Genomic DNA, 15,431 nt, shown 5'->3' on the forward strand with positions numbered 1-15,431 from the left:
ACGAAATGCGTCTAAGGCCGACGCAAACCTGTTCTTCCGGAGACTGCCCCATGCGCCGCACCGCCCTTCCCCTTGTTTCTATCGTCGCTCTGGCAATTGCCGGTTGTTCAGCCTCATCCGATAGCGCCGGAACCGACAGCACTTCCACGCCGACAATCACGCGCGAAGCAGCCACCCCAATTCAGTCCGGAGACTCCTACTATCAGTCCGCCGCTGAAGCAGTGGACGCGCGTATCCAGCAACGCGGTGTCAAACCAGCCAAGAACGTCATCCTGTTTGTTGGCGATGGTATGAGCATTCCGACCATCACGGCTGCGCGCATTTATGCCGGTCAGAAGCGCGGGCTTGATGGCGAATCCTATCGACTGACCATGGAAACCCTGCCTTTCATGGCCTTGTCAAAGACTTACAGCCATGATTTCCAGGTGGCCGATTCCGCCTCTACTGCAACGGCAATGGTGACGGGCGCCAAAACGAATTCCCGTATGCTGGGCGTTCTGCAGGACACACGCTTCAACAATTGCGCCAGCGTGGAAGGCAATACAACCGACACCCTGTTTGAGCTGGCAGAACGCGCTGGTCTTGCAACCGGACTGGTTTCAACCGCGCGCCTGACCCACGCGACCCCCGCCTCAACCTTCGCCAAATCGCCAAGCCGCGACTGGGAGAATGATGCGGACCTGAAAGGCGGCGACGCGAGCGCGTGCAAGGACATTGCCCGTCAATTGATCGAATGGCCGGAAGGCGACGGCTTTGAAGTGGCCATGGCCGGCGGACGCGGAAGCTTCACCACCGTCGATCAGGCCGATGTGGAAAACGCGGACTGGTCAGGTAATCGCGAAGATGGCCGGGACCTCACTGCAGAGTGGACGGCCAAGTCCGATGACCACGTGTACATTACTGACAAGGCAGGGTTCGATGCGATCGACTTCGCAAGCGACGCCAAAGTGCTTGGCCTGTTTGAACCTTCTCACATGAAGTTCGCGATCGACCGCGCCGATGATCCAGCGGGCGAGCCGTCGCTCGTCGACCTGACCAAAGCGGCGATCACGCGCCTGTCCCGCAATGATGAAGGCTATATGTTGATGGTGGAAGGCGGTCGGATTGATCACGGCCATCATGGCGTCAGCGCGATCCGGGCCCTGGATGAAACCGATGAAATGGACCAGGCCGTTGCCGCTGCACTCGAGATGACGAATGCGGACGAAACGCTGATCATCGTGACGGCAGATCACTCTCACACGATGACTATTTCAGGTTACCCAAAACGCGGAAACCCGATCCTCGGCAAGGTCGTTAGTGGGCTCGACAATGCGCCCATGGATGCGCAAGACGGCAAACCGTATACGACCTTGTCCTACGCCAGCGGGATGACAGCTTGTCGCCTCGTTTCCGGCGAACAGGATTGTGTACGCGAAGACCTGTCCGACATTGATACGACCGAAAAGAACTTCCAGCAGCCTTCGCTTGTGTTCATGGCGTCTGAAACACATGGCGGCGATGATGTTGCCATCTTCGCGACTGGCCCCGGATCGGAACTCGTTTCTGGCGTAATGGAACAGAACGAAATCTTCCATGTCATGGGCCGCGCTTCCGGTCTCGTGTCAGCCCCGACAGAATAGACTGCCGTCGCGTCGGGCCTGTTCAGGCCGCGCATTCTGGGTGAAACTTCTCCATCGCTGGTCATCTGCGCCAAAAAAGAGCGCGGAGACCGGACAGAGGAGGAAAACCCATGAAGGCTGCCGTCATGCGCGCGCCCAATGCGCCGCTATCCATCGAAGATGTTACCATTTCCAAGCCCGGCCCGCGCGAAGTGCTGGTTAGACTGAAGGCGGTTGGCGTCTGCCATTCAGACGTACATTTCTGGGACGGCAACTTCCCGGCTGAACTACCGGTCATTCTGGGCCATGAAAGCGCGGGCGTGGTTGAAGAAGTTGGCTCAATGGTATCTGCGGTGAAGCCGGGCGACCACGTTATCTCGATCCTGTCGCCGTTTTGCGGAACGTGCGAGTACTGCCTGACGGGGCATATGTCAGTCTGCCATACGGTGAACCGGGATCATTTCCAGCGCCAACCCACCGAAGCGCCGCGCTTGTCCATCAAGGGCGAAAAAGTCGGCCAGTTCCTGAACCTTTCCTCTTTTGCAGAGCAGATCCTTGTTCATGAAAACGCGCTGTGCGCCGTAGACAGGGATATGCCGATGGACAAGGCCTGCCTGATTGGCTGCGGTGTCATCACCGGTGTCGGCTCCGTTTTCCACTCGGCCAAGGTTGAACCCGGATCAACAGTCGCTGTGCTGGGGTGCGGCGGCGTCGGACTTGCGGCGGTCAATGGTGCAGCGATTGCCGGGGCCAGCCGCATCGTCGCGGTCGATCTTTCCGATGAGAAACTCCAGATGGCGGTACGCTTTGGCGCAACGGACACGGTCAATCCCGGCAAGGTGAATGCGATCGAAGCCGTCAAGGAGCTGACGAATGGCGGTGTCCATTATTCCTTTGAGTGCGTCGGCCTGAAACAGACGGCGGAACAGGCCTATCACATGTTGCGTCCGCGCGGCGTGGCCACCGTCATCGGCATGATCACACCCGGCGTGAATATCGAGATTCCGGGGATCGAATTGCTCGCCACGGAGAAGCGGCTACAAGGTGCCATCATGGGCTCCAACAGGTTCCGTGTGGATTTCCCACGCCTCATTGAGCTTTACAAGCAAGGCAAGCTTCACCTGGATGATCTGGTCTCGGATCGTATCGGCCTGGAAGGCATTACGGGCGCATTGCAGAATTTGAAAGACAACAAGGGCACTGTCGCCCGACAAGTCGTGGTGTTCGACTAAAGCCCTTCGAGCGGAACTTCTAGAGGTTTCCGACATTTCCTCTCCAGCCGGATACAGATTTCATAAAAGGCTGGAGAGATTGACCATGCTCGAAATGCTTGAATGGATTGCCATGGGCACAGGAATCTGTGCCGCCATCATGATCTCAGCAGATCTGGGACGGAAGATCACCGGCACCGCCTTTGTGATCTTCGCGGTCTCTTCAACGGCTTGGGTCGCAATCGGCGTTGCAGAAAACGAACCGCCACTGCTCTATCAGAACCTCGTCCTGACCGTGATCAATTGCATCGGCATCTATCGCTGGCTGATCCTGAAGAAGGAGGCCGGCTAAAGTCCAAACCGGGAGGGGTTATCCCGGATCAGTGCCTCGAGCTTCGGCAGTCCCTCGCGAATACCCTTTGCCAGTTGGCCTGAAACCAGTCCACCGAGCACCAATGGCGCGCTCGCCTTGCCAGCCCAATGCAGCTCGCACCCGCTGTCAGTCGCCACGACACGGTAGTCCTCAATTGCCGCCGAGACCGGCAATGTGGACTTGTCAAAATAGAACGCCATGCGCATGCCGTCTTCCCACGCAAAGAAGACTTCCTCAACGCGCTGGTCACCAATTTCAACGGTGCGCGTTGTGCCGACGCCGAATGGCTCAGGGCTGGTCCAGATAACTTTCGTGATCGGCAACCATTCCGTCCACGCATCAGCATCCAGCAACGCAGCCCATACTGCGCTGGCCGGGAACGGAAACGCGTGCGACGCACGAAGTTTCGGTTTGACCGTGGCGAGATAGTCCTCGCCCACTGCCTTGTGTTGTTTCAATGCCTTGGCCATCAGGCCCTCCCCTGTCGTCTTATTGTGTAAAGACAGGAGAGAGCGATGTTGCCCTCAAGTCAAACCATGCCGCCACGGCACGGTTCAACATACCGAAGGCTAGTCCCGCAGCAATTCGTTGACGCCGGTCTTGGAGCGCGTCTGCGCATCAACCGTCTTTACGATCACAGCGCAGGCCAGGCTCGGTCCGCCATTCTTGTCTGGCAACGTGCCTGGAACGACCACGGAGTAAGGCGGCACCTTGCCATAGGTGATCTCGCCGGTCTTGCGATCCACGATCTTCGTCGACTGGGTGATGAACACGCCCATTGCGATGACCGAGCCTTCCCCAACGACCACGCCCTCAACCACTTCGGAGCGTGCGCCGATGAAACAATTGTCTTCAATGATGGTCGGATTGGCCTGAAGCGGCTCCAACACACCGCCGATACCTGTGCCGGCGGAAATGTGGCAGTTCGCCCCGACTTGGGCGCACGAGCCTACCGAGGCCCATGTGTCGATCATCGTGCCTTCGCCCACATACGCGCCGATATTGACGTAGGATGGCATCAGAACGGCGTTCTTCGCGATGTAGGCGCCGCGGCGCACGGCGGCAGGCGGCACCGCCCGGAACCCGGCGGCCTCAAATTCAGACGAGCCCCAACCCTGAAACTTCGACGGCACCTTGTCCCACCAGTTTCCGCCACCCGGCACGCCGGAAATCATGCCATTTGCGTTCAGGCGGAAAGACAGAAGAACAGCCTTCTTCAGCCATTGGTGAACCTGCCAGGTGCCATCACCATTGGGGCTGGCCACGCGCGCTTCGCCGGAATCAAGCAGCTCGATTGCCGCTTCGACAGCTTCACGAACTTCGCCCTTGGTCTCGGTTGTCAGCGTGTCGCGGTTTTCCCACGCCTGTTCAATCGCATTGGCAAGGGCTTCAGTCATCTTGGTCTCCGGGAGAATTGTTCGGCAAAGTTTCAAGCGCCGCCTCAAGAAAGGCGGCAAGGTCGCCCGTCACATAGTCTATGTGGTCGGGCCCGTCATCCCCCAACAGATCCTGCAGGTTTGCCGGGCGGGCCTCAACCGGCTCGTGGCTCCAGTCTTTCTCCGAATGCACCAGCACTGTGGTGAACCCCATATCCTTGGCTGGCAGCAAGTTTCGGGCGAGATCTTCGAAAAAAATTGCCTTGCCCGGCGCCACATCATGCATTGCGCAGAACCGATTGTAGGAATCCAGATGAGGCTTTGGTGTATAGTCCGCATCTTCGATCCCGAAACTGCCATCGAACAGATCACCAAGCCGCATCCTGTCCACCACGCGCTCAGCATGGCGGCGAGAGCCGTTCGTATAGACAAACTTGCGCCCTGGCAGCGCGCGGATGGCCTGCCTCAACGCCGGCAGATCTGGCAACGGTGAGAGATCGATATCGTGCACATGGTGGAGAAAATCTGCTGGATCGATCTGATGCACCTTCATGAGCCCGGAAAGTGTCGTACCATAAGTGGCGTAGTATTCTTTCTGGACCTTGCGGGCTTCAACCGGATGCAAATCCAAAGTTCGGGATACAAACTCAGTCATGCGCGTATCGATCTCGGCGAACAGGTCGCACTCTGCCGGATAAAGCGTGTTGTCGAGATCAAACACCCAATCGGCGACGTGACCGAACTGGCCAAATGGCGCGAGATGAATACCCGCCTTGCTGGAGGTCATTGATCGCCCGCCTTGGCGAAGTCCCGCTCAAAGAATTCGAATACGAGACGTTGATCGACCGGCTCATTCGCCGCTTGGAAAAGCGCTGTCCGATAAGCAGAGGCTTCGCAGTCATCTCGGCCGACAATGGCAAATTTCGCCCGGCCAACGCAAAACGCATCAGACGCCTTCGAAAGCGTGCGGATCTTCGTGCCGTCTTCCATCTCGCCATAGACGTAATGCTCAGTTCCGCGCAGCGCCTTGTCGATTACGCGCGCGCAACCGCCGGCCTCAAGCATCCACCACCCACGGCTCTCCCAACCTTCCGTGCCGCGACGGCCAATAGCGCTCCAGATCCGTTTGTCTGTGCGATTGCACAAGGTAAATCCGACATTCCGGCCATTCTCCTTCGCCACCTGCTCCAGAAAGTCGATCAGATCGGCATCAGATGTGGATTCGGGAAGATTGTTCTCTTCCAGGAATTTCGCGATGGCCGTGCGCGTTTTGTAGCCGATACGGCCATCAATAGCGCCGGACAGAACCCCGGCCTCTTCAAGCAGGCGCTGGATGCCTGCGGCCTGTGCCATATCTGGCGAATAATTCTCGATCTCTGTAAACGTCGTGGTCCAGCGTGAGCGGCTCTTGATCTCCACAGACCGAAACCCGCGCTCTTCCAGCCCCATCGCCGTGCAGTTCGGCGGGCTTTCCAGCGAGAAGCTGCCCGTTGGGTCTACGCACAGATCTCGGCCGCCGCCCCATTCGCGCAAACCGCCGCGATGAGCTGTGGAGGTACGTCCGTAAACATAGTGAAATTTCGGATCGAGTGGCGCCTTGACGGCAATCTGACAGGATCCAGGCTGCAACTTCGTCCAGCCATCAACCGTAATTGACCCGCCAACAGGGCGGCCAACAGCAGTTTCGATGATGTAGCTGGTTTCATTGCAGAGCCTCCAGCCATCGCCGGAGGCATTCTGGGCCTGCGCCATCACAGGGACCCCCGCCGCCGCTGCGACGAGGCCAAGACATTTAAGAAATGAGCGTACCTGCACCATGTTCGGTAAATAGCTCCATGAGCAGGGCGTGTGGTGCACGCCCATCGAGGATTACTGCCGCCCCAACTCCATGTTTTACGGATTGGGCCGCCGTTTCAAGCTTCGGAATCATGCCACCTGCAGCTGTGCCATCCGCGATGAGGTCCGGAATCGCGTCCACCGCAATCTCGCGCATCAAGTTCTTGTTCTTGTCCAGAACACCAGCCACGTCCGTCAGCAGGAACAGGCGGCTCGCCCCAAGGGCCGCCGCAAGCGCACCCGCGGACGTGTCGGCATTTACATTATAGCGGTGCCCGTCTTTACCCACGCCGACTGGCGCGACCACGGGAATGAGTTGTGAGTTGGACTTGAGCAAGGCATCCAGCACGCTTGTGTCCACTGCACTTGGCTCACCCACGAAACCGAGATCAAGGACCTGCTCAATGTGACTGTCCGGATCGCGTTCGGTCTTTTGGGCCTTCTCCGCCTGGATCAGGTTGCCATCCGAGCCCGACAGGCCAACCGCCTTGCCGCCAGCCTGATTGATGGCCCGCACGATGGATTTATTGATCGGACCGGACAGGACCATCTCGACGACTTCCATCGTCGCTTCGTCGGTCACGCGCAAACCACCCTTGAACTCCGACACGATGCCGAGACGATCAAGCAGCTTGCCGATCTGCGGGCCGCCGCCATGCACGATGACAACATTGATGCCGAGCGTCTTCAGCAAGACCACATCCCGCGCAAAGATCGCCGACAGGCGCTCGTCCACCATTGCGTGGCCGCCATACTTAACGACAATTGTCTTGCCGGCGTAACGCTGGATATAGGGCAGCGCTTCGGAAAGCGTGCGGGCGGTGAATTGCGCGTCTGAAATCTGGTCTGTCATGGGCGCCCCTTTAGCGCGGGTTTGCCGACAGGACAAATGCGAATCCTAGAGCGCCCGATGCATGTAAACGCTGTTCGGATCCAGCGTGTAGCCGCCAAAAGGGGGGCAATAGTCAAAGCCATAAACTTCATAGAGTTTGCGAGCAGGAATGAAGCCGTCCATCGAGCCGGTTTCCAGATAGAGCGCTGAGTAATTGCGCCGCGCCGCTTCGCTGAGAATGAACTCCAGCATCTGGCGCCCATACCCCTTCCCCCGCATGTCAGAACGAGTGTGCATGGACTTCACTTCGCCTGCCCCATCCGGCAGCGCTTTCAGCGCGCCGCAGCCGACAAGCGTCTCATCCTCCCACATCGACCAGACTGTCACTTCCGGCACGCGCAAGCCTTCAGCGGGCAGGAAATGGCAACTCCCGGGCGGCGATTGAGAAAGCATCAGATCGGCGTGCGCCTGGAGAAGCGCCAACATCTCGTCGCTGGAGACATCATCTTCGCAAATTTGAATGGCCATGCGGGAGAACCTCCAGTTGCAGATCACGGCAACTCTTTACCCAGAGACGACCCCTTATTCCAGCCCGGTTATTTCGGCTCTCAGTTCAGGAATCCCCCACCCCTTTTCAGACGAGGTCTGGCGTACGACAGGATGGGCCGCGCCGCGCTTCTTGAGCTTGGTGGAAATCTTGTCGACCAGCGCATCCACTTCAGACTTCTTGATCTTGTCGACTTTCGTCAGCACTATCTGATAGGTCACAGCCGACTTGTCGAGCATGTTCATGACCTCTTCGTCCGTATCCATCAGGCCGCGGCGGGAATCGACCAGCAGGAAGACACGTCGCAACGAGGGCCGCCCACGCAGATAGGACCGCGTCAGCCTCATCCAGCCTTCGGCCTGGGTTCGGCTGACCTTGGCATAACCAAAGCCCGGCAGGTCGACGAGGTACATGCGGCCTTCGCCAAGATCGAAATAGTTCAGCTCTCGCGTGCGTCCGGGCTCTGCGGACGACCGCGCCAGTTTCGCCCGGTTGGTCAGCGCGTTGATAAGCGATGACTTACCGACATTCGACCGGCCCGCAAAGCAGACTTCCGCACGGTCTGCAGGCGGAAGACCTTTCAGGTCCACCACGCCTTTGACGAACTCGACAGGGCCGGCAAACAGGACACGGCCAGCTTCGAGCGCCTCTTCACTGAAGCCACCATCCATATCCATCGGCTTAATCCGTCGCTTTTGCCTTGCCGCCGAACAGCCGTTTCACGAACTTGCCGATCTCGGTCTCGACGCCGTTCCGGCGCATGATGAAATATTGCTGTGCAAAGGACAGCAGGTTCGACCACACCCAGTACATGACGAGACCTGCCGCAAAACCGCCGAATACGAACATGAAGACCAGCGGCATGGCCTGAATGATACGGCGCTGGGTAGGGTCCGGTGGCGGCGGGCTCAGCGTCTGGATCGCTGCCATGGTCACACCATACAGGATCGGCAGAATACCGATGCCAATGATAATGCCGAGGATCGGGATGGATTTGATGTCCGCTGCCGACCAGAACGGGATCAGGCCAAACAAATTGCCGATGGCCGTCGGATCCGGCGCAGACAGGTCACGCAGGAATCCGAAGGATGCGTGGCGCATTTCGATGGTGACATAAAGTGTCTTGTAGAGCGCGTAGAAGATCGGGATCGTGAACAGGATCGGCAGACAGCCCCCCACCGGGTTCGCGCCCTCCTGCTTGTAAAGCTTCATGATCTCTTGCTGCTGGCGTTGCGGGTCGGCCTTGAAGCGTTCCCGGATCTCCTGCATCGGCTCCTGCAGCTTCTTCATCTTTGCCATCGATTTGTAGCTCTGATTGTAGAGCGGCACGAGCGGCAACTTCACCAAAACCGTGAAGGCCAGGATCGCCCAGCCAAACGAGCCCACGATGCCGGACAGCCATTCCAGCGCGTAGAAGAAGGGCTTGGTCAGGAAGAAGGCCCAGCCCCAGTCGATGGCATCGACCATGCGCGGAATGCCCAGATCATTCTGGTAGTGCTGCAGTACGTCAAACCGCTTGGCGCCAGCATACAGGCTGTTGGATACGGTCTGGCTTTCACCCGCCGCCAGTGTGATCGGCGCAGACTCTGTGCGCACTTCGAGCGGCCCGCCACGTGACAGTTTCCGCTTGTCTACCAGGCCGGCAAAGAACGCGTCCTGTTGCGGCACCAAGGCGCCCAGCCAGTACATGTCTGACAGGCCCCACCAACCGCCCTGGCTGGACGGGAACGTGCCCTCGCTGGTTTCACCCTTGATGTCCTTCAACTGGAACAATGGCTTGTACTTTTTCAGGCGCAGCTCGTTATCCACCACACCCATAAGGCCCATATGCGCGAGCCCGCCTTTGGAGGATGAGCCAGGATCTGTGGTTTCGAGGAATTGCTTGTAGTCGCCATGACGCTCAATCGAGCCGATGGCGCGCACTTCGCGGGGCTCTCCGGAATTGTTCGTCACCGTGTCAGTGAAGGTGAACAAATAGTCTTCATCAACAGAGATTTCGCGATCGATGACCAGGCCTTCAGACTCGAGGCGCAGGGTGAGCGGATTGCCGGGCGTCAGCTGCCCTTCTCCCACCTGCGTCCAGTTCGAGTTGCGGCCAGCCACCAGTTTCGAGCCGTCGGCCCAGTACCAGGTTGCGAAATAGCCGAATTCGGAATTCTCCGGGCGAAACAGGCGAACTTCCTGTTCCTTCTCGACGGTCAAATAGTGCTTCTTGAGGCTGAGATCGTCGATGCGTGAGCCAGCCAGCCGAATCGACCCATCCACAGACGCGGCATCAAATGGCACGCGGACGTCATCTTCCAGAGCTTCCTGAACCGGTTTGATCTCGGCAATGGCCGGGGCGTCGGAAGACACGACCGGACCGGTTTGCTGTTCGGCTTCGCGGACGGCCTGATTGGCTTCGAACTCTTCCTGCGCAGGCTTCATGATGAAGGCCTGATACGCAAACACAAACGCAATCATTGCGACCATGGCGATCAGGAAATTGCGCTGGTCTTCTTTTTCCATCTGGCGGGATCCCGGCAAGTCTGGTCAGCACGCCGGAAGCGGCGGCATCTGGGTTAATCAGCGGCGAGGCTTATCAGCGCGCTTTCCATATCGTCAAGCAAACGCGGCCACGCAATGTCAGCGGTGTCTTTACGGGCAATGAAGACATAATCCCAGCCCGGTTTGCCATGCTGCGGCAAGAGAACACGCGCCGCTTCGCGCAGGCGCCGTTTGCAGCGGTTACGAATGACGGCATTTCCGATCTTCTTGGTCGCGGTAAAGCCTTCGCCCATATGCGCACTACCGTCCGCGCCCTTGCGCCGTCTGGCCTGCACCAGAAGGGATTTGCGCCGCTCGGTCTTGCCGTGACGCACATAAACGAATTGAGGCCGCACGCGCATGCGTACGACCTCAAATTCAGACTCGTGTGTCTCGCGGGTCATGGCCTCTGCCGCCTGCAATCAAGCGGTCCCTGGCCGGCCGTCTTAGGCGGTCAGCGACTTGCGGCCCTTGGCGCGGCGACGTGCCAGCACCTTGCGGCCATTCTTGGTCGACATACGCTCGCGGAAGCCGTGAGTGCGTTTGCGGCGAAGATTGCTGGGCTGGAATGTGCGTTTCATGGGTCTGCTCTAGAAGCTAAGTATCTCGGAAAGAGGGGCCAATACAGGCAGCACAGCCCTGAAGTCAAGCCGCAGCCTCAGCCAGTTTCGCATTAAATCCGCTTCAACCGGTCTGGGGCACTTTACATCAGCCTTGAGTCTTGGGAACTCTCCCAAAGGTGGCGGGGTGCAGATATTTCAGAGGTATCATGCGGTTTCCACATATCGTTCTTGCCAGCCTGAGCGCGATTCTGGCCTTCTCGGCCCCGGCAACAGCTCAATCGATTGATTATGAGCGCCTTGATGCACGCCTCTCCAGGCTGGCAGACGATCAGGATATTGTTGGCCTGTCCGTTGCCGTGATTGATCGAGGCGAGATCGCATTCTCCAAGGGGTATGGCGTCACCGAAGCGGGCGGCCCCCCCGTGACGGACGAAACCGTGTTCCGCTGGGCGTCCCTCTCCAAAGGCGTGGCCGCCACCGAAGTCGCCATCTTGGCAAGCCAGGCTCGCCTGAACATTACTGACCCTGTCTCCAAATTCGCGACCACCCTGCGCCTGCCGAATGGCGGAGAGGCGAAGGCAACGCTTGAAGACGTGCTGTCTCACCGGCTGGGCATTCTGCCAAACGCCTATGACACGCGCCTTGAGGATGGCTGGGAGGCCGCCGACATTCGCACCAGTCTCCGGTCCCTGAAATCCATCTGTCCGGTTGGAGACTGCCACACATATCAGAATGTCGCCTATGACAGCATTGCCGAAGTCATCGAAGACGTGACCCAATCGCGCTATGCAGACGCCGTGGAGGCATCCGTCTTCAAACCAATCGGCATGGTCACGGCAAGTATTGGCCGCGCCGGACTGGAAAGCGCCCCCTCTTGGGCTAAACCGCATTCGAAACGCAGCCGCGATCTGGGCCCTCCCGACAAGAAGATCGTGAATGACGATTACTATCGCGTCCCTGCGGCGGGCGGCGTGAATGGCTCGATCCGTGACCTCGCGCTCTACGCCCGCGCGCATATGGGCCTTTTGCCGGAAGTGCTCAGCGACTCCGCCCTGGACATGCTTCAGGCGCCCCGCATCTATACCAGTCGAGAACAATCCAGCATGTCCCGGCGCTATAGCGGGACGGTACGAGACGCACGTTATGCGCTGGGCTGGCGGGTCTACAAATATGGAGCGCCCGGCTACCGCGTTGTTGGCCATCGCGGCGCGGTGGAGGGCTATCGCTCCTACATCCTGTTCGACCCGGAACGCGACACGGGCGTGGTCATTCTCTGGAACTCCAGCTCCCGCAAGCCAAACGGGATCGGATTCGAAGTCATGGACATGGCTTACAACCTGCCTTTCCGCGACTGGATGGAGCTTGACGGTGAGGTTACAGCGGGCAGCCACTGACGCCAGGCTCACGCGCCTGTCAGCGCAGCGCACGCAGACGTGACGGGATTTCCGGGAGCCCTTGGCCTATGTGGTGGTCTCCATAGTCCAGCCACATACCAGATGCGTCATGCCCAAATTTCTATCCCTGCCCCGAATTCTTGCCAGCATCGCCCTTGCGGCACTTCTCATGCAGCCAGCCCTGGCTCAGTCAGACGAGGACTGGACGCGATTGCTTGAGACCTATGTGACAGAGAGCGCAGATGGCGTGAATCGCGTGGACTATGAGACTCTGGCAGGCAACGAAGCGGATCGCGCCGCGCTGGATGCCTATATCGCCGGTTTCGAAACCCGAGACCTTTCCACCACTGGTGACGCAGAATTCGCGGCCTGGGCCAACCTCTACAACGCCGTCACGGTCCGGCACATTCTTGAACGCTATCCGCTGGACTCGATCCGGGATGGTTATGTTTTTGGCGGCCCCTGGAAAAAGGTTTCCGTTTCGGTGGGCGGCGATGACGTCTCCCTCGACGCGATTGAGCACGACATTCTGCGTCCACGCTTCAAGGACCCTCGGGTACATTATGCCATCAATTGCGCGTCCTATGGCTGCCCGAACCTGCCAATTCGTGCGTGGATAGCAGACACACTTGATGAAGATCTGGATGCGGCCGCGCGGGCCTATGTCAATCATCCACGCGGCGTCAGCGTGTCTTCCCGTGGCCTGACGGTGTCTTCGATTTACAAATGGTTTCAGGCTGATTTCGGCGGATCGAAAGGTGGCGTTATCAATCACCTGCTTGAATACGCCGAACCCGCCCTTGCAGAAAAAATTCGCACTAATCCCAAAATTCGCGGCTATGAGTATGACTGGTCGCTCAATGACACCCGGACGGACCCCGCCCAATGACTGACGCAGCTGACACAAAATCAAAGCCGATCTGGCTCCGCCTTTGGCCGCTCTACCTGATTGCCGGCGGCCTCGTCGCAGCCTGGGCATTCGGCCTGTTCGACTATCTGTCGCTTGAGACCCTGCGCCAGCAACAGGCTGCGCTTCGCGCTTTTGTCGAGGACAATCTGATCCTCGCAATCGCCGCCTATATCGGAATCTACACCGCCAGCACGGTCTTCATGCTTCCAGGCGCATTGTGGATCACGATCACAGGTGGCTTCCTGTTCGGTCTTGCGGGCGGCACTCTGGCCACGGTCATTGGCGCAACGCTTGGCGCAAGCCTGCTTTTCCTCGCCGCGAAAACGTCTCTTGGCGGGTTCATGCGCAAGATTGCGAGCGGCTATGCGGAGAACGTCCGCATCGAGTTCCAGAACAGTCCGATGGCATACATGTTTGCCATGCGCTTCATCCCCGCGATGCCGTTTCCCGTCGCCAACATCCTGCCAGCCATCCTCGGTGCGAAATATCGCGACTATGCCATTACCACCGCGCTTGGGATCGTTCCGGGCGTTGTTGCGTATACATGGGTAGGTGCGGGCCTGGGCTCGACATTTGCGAAGGGGGAAGATCCCGATCTCGCATCGGTCTTCCAGAACCTGCTGCCCGCCGCCATCGCGCTTGGGGTCGTTTCCCTGTTGCCGGTGGCATGGAAGAAATTCTTTCCAAAGAAAGCCAACCAGATTGAAGAGGCCGCCTGATGACAGATCTCGCTGACCAGAATGCCCGCGCCCCGCTTGGCGGCTCCGCCGACCCAGACAAGATCGCCACTTCCCCTGCCCCACACGCGGCCGGCACCGCGCCAATGAGAGAGATGACCGCCGACCTTGTCGTGATCGGCGCTGGCTCTGCCGGACTATCCGCCGCCGCAGGCGCCGCTCAGCTGGGCCTGTCTGTCGTGCTCTACGAAAAAGGCGAAATGGGCGGAGATTGCCTCAACACAGGCTGCGTGCCGTCGAAAGCGCTGCTCAGCGCGGCAAAGGCCGCCGCAGAGATTCGCGATGCCGGCAAGTTCGGCATCGAGACGACGCCTCCCCGGATCCACTGGGACAAGGTCAAACAACACGTCAACGCCTCCACCGCGACGATTGCCCCGGTAGACAGCCAGGAACGATTTGAAGGCCTCGGCTGTACGGTCATCCGTGAACACGCCAAATTCGCCGGTCCGGACACGATCATTTCCCCAACCACCCGGGTCAAGGCTCGCCGTATCATCATCGCCACAGGCTCACGCGCCTTCATTCCGCCTATCGAGGGGCTGGCAACCGTCCCCTATCTGACGAATGAAACGATCTTCAGCATTCCTGAAATGCCTAAGCATCTGATCATTCTGGGCGGCGGCCCCATCGGCATGGAAATGGCGCAGGCATTCACGCGCCTTGGCGCAAAAGTCACGGTCGTTGAAATGGGCAAGGCGCTGGGCCGGGCGGACCGCGATCATGCCGAAATCGCCATCGAAGCGCTACGCGACGAAGGTGTCACGATCCTGGAAGGCTACAAAGCCACCAAGATTGAACAGGACGGGGAGGCGATCCGTGTCCTGACCGAGCCGAAAGGCGGTGAAGCCTGGACGCTTGAAGGCTCCCATCTGCTTGTTGCGGTAGGTCGCCAGACCGTATTCGACGGCATGGATCTCGAAGCCGGCAATGTAGATCATGACCGCAAGGGCATCATTGTAGGCGATAATCTGCGCTCTAAATCGAACAAGCGCGTCTGGGCACTGGGCGATGCCGCAGGGCGTGAGCAATTCACCCATATCGCCGGTTGGCACGCCTCCGTCTTTACGCGCCGCGCCTTCTTCAAACAGGGCACCAAGGCAGACAGCCTGCCCGTACCAGCCGTCACCTACACGTCCCCGGAAGTTGCTCAACTCGGCATGACGGAAGCCGAAGCCCGCGAGAAGCATGGCGACGACATCTCGGCGCCGAGCTTCAAATTCGAGGAAAGCGACCGCGCCATAGCGGAGGCAAACACCGAAGGCGAAGTGAAGCTGATTGTACGCAAGGGCAAACTGCTTGGTGCGTCCATTGTCGGCAAGGATGCCGGCGACCTTATCCAACTCGTCTCGGTCGCCATGTCGAACGGGCTTGGTGTAAAGGATCTGACGAATTTCATCTCGCCCTACCCGACCCGCGCCGAGGGCGTAAAGCGCGCCGCCAACGCGCACTATGCCGACGTGGTGTTCGGCAAGAGCGCAAGGCTGCTCGTCAGCTTGCTCCAGCGTATTCCGTAGGCTAGGTCAGG

At 58.9% G+C, this 15,431-nt stretch carries 17 protein-coding genes; 7 read left to right on the forward strand and 10 right to left on the reverse strand.

What is annotated here, in order from left to right; translation table 11 throughout:
* Positions 1 to 50 precede the first annotated feature (50 nt).
* The 3 genes from HF931_RS03055 (at position 51) to HF931_RS03065 (ending at position 3,164) form a co-directional block, all read left to right on the forward strand.
* Positions 51 to 1,622, forward strand: coding sequence for an alkaline phosphatase (locus HF931_RS03055; protein WP_273014196.1), 1,572 nt, complete (start codon positions 51 to 53; stop codon positions 1,620 to 1,622).
* Between the two features lie 110 nt (positions 1,623 to 1,732).
* Entirely contained in the window at positions 1,733 to 2,833 is a 1,101-nt protein-coding gene (locus HF931_RS03060; RefSeq protein ID WP_035549274.1) for a Zn-dependent alcohol dehydrogenase, read from the forward strand.
* A gap of 85 nt (positions 2,834 to 2,918) precedes the next feature.
* Complete coding sequence (locus HF931_RS03065) at positions 2,919 to 3,164, forward strand: hypothetical protein (protein ID WP_051602510.1); 246 nt, start codon at positions 2,919 to 2,921, stop codon at positions 3,162 to 3,164.
* On the opposite strand, the gene HF931_RS03070 is transcribed toward HF931_RS03065, so the two are convergent.
* The 10 genes from HF931_RS03070 to rpmH form a co-directional block, all read right to left on the reverse strand.
* A complete protein-coding gene (locus HF931_RS03070) occupies positions 3,161 to 3,655 on the reverse strand; it encodes an SRPBCC family protein (protein WP_272983221.1) in 495 nt (164 codons plus the stop codon). The genes HF931_RS03065 and HF931_RS03070 overlap by 4 nt on opposite strands.
* A gap of 99 nt (positions 3,656 to 3,754) precedes the next feature.
* On the reverse strand, positions 3,755 to 4,582 hold the full coding sequence (gene dapD, locus HF931_RS03075; RefSeq protein ID WP_035549280.1) for a 2,3,4,5-tetrahydropyridine-2,6-dicarboxylate N-succinyltransferase: 828 nt from the start codon (positions 4,580 to 4,582) through the stop codon (positions 3,755 to 3,757).
* Entirely contained in the window at positions 4,575 to 5,348 is a 774-nt protein-coding gene (locus HF931_RS03080) for a pyrimidine 5'-nucleotidase (protein WP_051602511.1), read from the reverse strand. Before HF931_RS03080 ends, dapD begins: the two co-directional genes overlap by 8 nt.
* Positions 5,345 to 6,313 carry a DUF1036 domain-containing protein gene (locus HF931_RS03085; RefSeq protein WP_273241826.1) on the reverse strand — a complete coding sequence of 323 codons (969 nt, stop codon included), beginning with the start codon at positions 6,311 to 6,313 and terminating at the stop codon, positions 5,345 to 5,347. Before HF931_RS03085 ends, HF931_RS03080 begins: the two co-directional genes overlap by 4 nt.
* 40 nt (positions 6,314 to 6,353) lie before the next feature.
* A complete protein-coding gene (argB, locus tag HF931_RS03090) occupies positions 6,354 to 7,250 on the reverse strand; it encodes an acetylglutamate kinase (RefSeq protein ID WP_035549285.1) in 897 nt (298 codons plus the stop codon).
* Positions 7,251 to 7,295: 45 nt separating this feature from the next.
* Positions 7,296 to 7,757: a GNAT family N-acetyltransferase gene (locus tag HF931_RS03095; protein ID WP_273014195.1), complete on the reverse strand. Its 462-nt coding sequence runs from the start codon at positions 7,755 to 7,757 to the stop codon at positions 7,296 to 7,298.
* A gap of 54 nt (positions 7,758 to 7,811) precedes the next feature.
* On the reverse strand, positions 7,812 to 8,453 hold the full coding sequence (gene yihA, locus HF931_RS03100) for a ribosome biogenesis GTP-binding protein YihA/YsxC (protein WP_273241827.1): 642 nt from the start codon (positions 8,451 to 8,453) through the stop codon (positions 7,812 to 7,814).
* Positions 8,454 to 8,457: 4 nt separating this feature from the next.
* Positions 8,458 to 10,284, reverse strand: a complete 1,827-nt coding sequence (gene yidC, locus HF931_RS03105; RefSeq protein WP_273014193.1) for a membrane protein insertase YidC — start codon at positions 10,282 to 10,284, stop codon at positions 8,458 to 8,460.
* Positions 10,285 to 10,337: 53 nt separating this feature from the next.
* Positions 10,338 to 10,706, reverse strand: coding sequence for a ribonuclease P protein component (gene rnpA, locus HF931_RS03110; RefSeq protein ID WP_273241829.1), 369 nt, complete (start codon positions 10,704 to 10,706; stop codon positions 10,338 to 10,340).
* A 42-nt stretch (positions 10,707 to 10,748) separates the two neighbouring features.
* A complete protein-coding gene (rpmH, locus tag HF931_RS03115; protein ID WP_035549294.1) occupies positions 10,749 to 10,883 on the reverse strand; it encodes a 50S ribosomal protein L34 in 135 nt (44 codons plus the stop codon).
* Positions 10,884 to 11,071: 188 nt separating this feature from the next.
* Between rpmH and HF931_RS03120 the strand changes: the two genes are divergently transcribed.
* The 4 genes from HF931_RS03120 to HF931_RS03135 all read left to right on the forward strand — a co-directional run bounded on the left by HF931_RS03120 (position 11,072) and on the right by HF931_RS03135 (position 15,420).
* Positions 11,072 to 12,259 carry a serine hydrolase domain-containing protein gene (locus tag HF931_RS03120; protein WP_273241830.1) on the forward strand — a complete coding sequence of 396 codons (1,188 nt, stop codon included), beginning with the start codon at positions 11,072 to 11,074 and terminating at the stop codon, positions 12,257 to 12,259.
* 109 nt (positions 12,260 to 12,368) lie between these two features.
* A complete protein-coding gene (locus HF931_RS03125; RefSeq protein WP_273241831.1) occupies positions 12,369 to 13,148 on the forward strand; it encodes a DUF547 domain-containing protein in 780 nt (259 codons plus the stop codon).
* Positions 13,145 to 13,888, forward strand: a complete 744-nt coding sequence (locus HF931_RS03130) for a TVP38/TMEM64 family protein (RefSeq protein WP_273241832.1) — start codon at positions 13,145 to 13,147, stop codon at positions 13,886 to 13,888. Before HF931_RS03125 ends, HF931_RS03130 begins: the two co-directional genes overlap by 4 nt.
* Positions 13,888 to 15,420, forward strand: coding sequence for a dihydrolipoyl dehydrogenase family protein (locus HF931_RS03135; protein ID WP_273241833.1), 1,533 nt, complete (start codon positions 13,888 to 13,890; stop codon positions 15,418 to 15,420). The genes HF931_RS03130 and HF931_RS03135 overlap by 1 nt, the downstream gene beginning before the upstream one ends.
* The last annotated feature ends 11 nt before the right edge of the window (positions 15,421 to 15,431 follow it).

The sequence above is a fragment of the Hyphomonas atlantica corrig. genome (genome assembly GCF_017795365.1).
Lineage (GTDB): Bacteria > Pseudomonadota > Alphaproteobacteria > Caulobacterales > Hyphomonadaceae > Hyphomonas > Hyphomonas atlantica.

Bases quoted from the DNA above. Each gene is read 5' to 3' on its own strand.
- HF931_RS03060 (WP_035549274.1), top strand. From the start codon at position 1,733: ATGAAGGCTGCCGTCATGCGCGCGCCCAATGCGCCGCTATCCATCGAA.
- HF931_RS03095 (WP_273014195.1), bottom strand. From the start codon at position 7,757: ATGGCCATTCAAATTTGCGAAGATGATGTCTCCAGCGACGAGATGTTG.
- rpmH (WP_035549294.1), bottom strand. From the start codon at position 10,883: ATGAAACGCACATTCCAGCCCAGCAATCTTCGCCGCAAACGCACTCAC.
- HF931_RS03080 (WP_051602511.1), bottom strand. From the start codon at position 5,348: ATGACCTCCAGCAAGGCGGGTATTCATCTCGCGCCATTTGGCCAGTTC.
- HF931_RS03120 (WP_273241830.1), top strand. From the start codon at position 11,072: ATGCGGTTTCCACATATCGTTCTTGCCAGCCTGAGCGCGATTCTGGCC.
- HF931_RS03085 (WP_273241826.1), bottom strand. From the start codon at position 6,313: ATGGCGCAGGCCCAGAATGCCTCCGGCGATGGCTGGAGGCTCTGCAAT.
- dapD (WP_035549280.1), bottom strand. From the start codon at position 4,582: ATGACTGAAGCCCTTGCCAATGCGATTGAACAGGCGTGGGAAAACCGC.
- yihA (WP_273241827.1), bottom strand. From the start codon at position 8,453: ATGGATATGGATGGTGGCTTCAGTGAAGAGGCGCTCGAAGCTGGCCGT.
- HF931_RS03125 (WP_273241831.1), top strand. From the start codon at position 12,369: ATGCCCAAATTTCTATCCCTGCCCCGAATTCTTGCCAGCATCGCCCTT.
- rnpA (WP_273241829.1), bottom strand. From the start codon at position 10,706: ATGACCCGCGAGACACACGAGTCTGAATTTGAGGTCGTACGCATGCGC.
- argB (WP_035549285.1), bottom strand. From the start codon at position 7,250: ATGACAGACCAGATTTCAGACGCGCAATTCACCGCCCGCACGCTTTCC.
- HF931_RS03070 (WP_272983221.1), bottom strand. From the start codon at position 3,655: ATGGCCAAGGCATTGAAACAACACAAGGCAGTGGGCGAGGACTATCTC.
- HF931_RS03055 (WP_273014196.1), top strand. From the start codon at position 51: ATGCGCCGCACCGCCCTTCCCCTTGTTTCTATCGTCGCTCTGGCAATT.
- HF931_RS03130 (WP_273241832.1), top strand. From the start codon at position 13,145: ATGACTGACGCAGCTGACACAAAATCAAAGCCGATCTGGCTCCGCCTT.
- yidC (WP_273014193.1), bottom strand. From the start codon at position 10,284: ATGGAAAAAGAAGACCAGCGCAATTTCCTGATCGCCATGGTCGCAATG.
- HF931_RS03135 (WP_273241833.1), top strand. From the start codon at position 13,888: ATGACAGATCTCGCTGACCAGAATGCCCGCGCCCCGCTTGGCGGCTCC.
- HF931_RS03065 (WP_051602510.1), top strand. From the start codon at position 2,919: ATGCTCGAAATGCTTGAATGGATTGCCATGGGCACAGGAATCTGTGCC.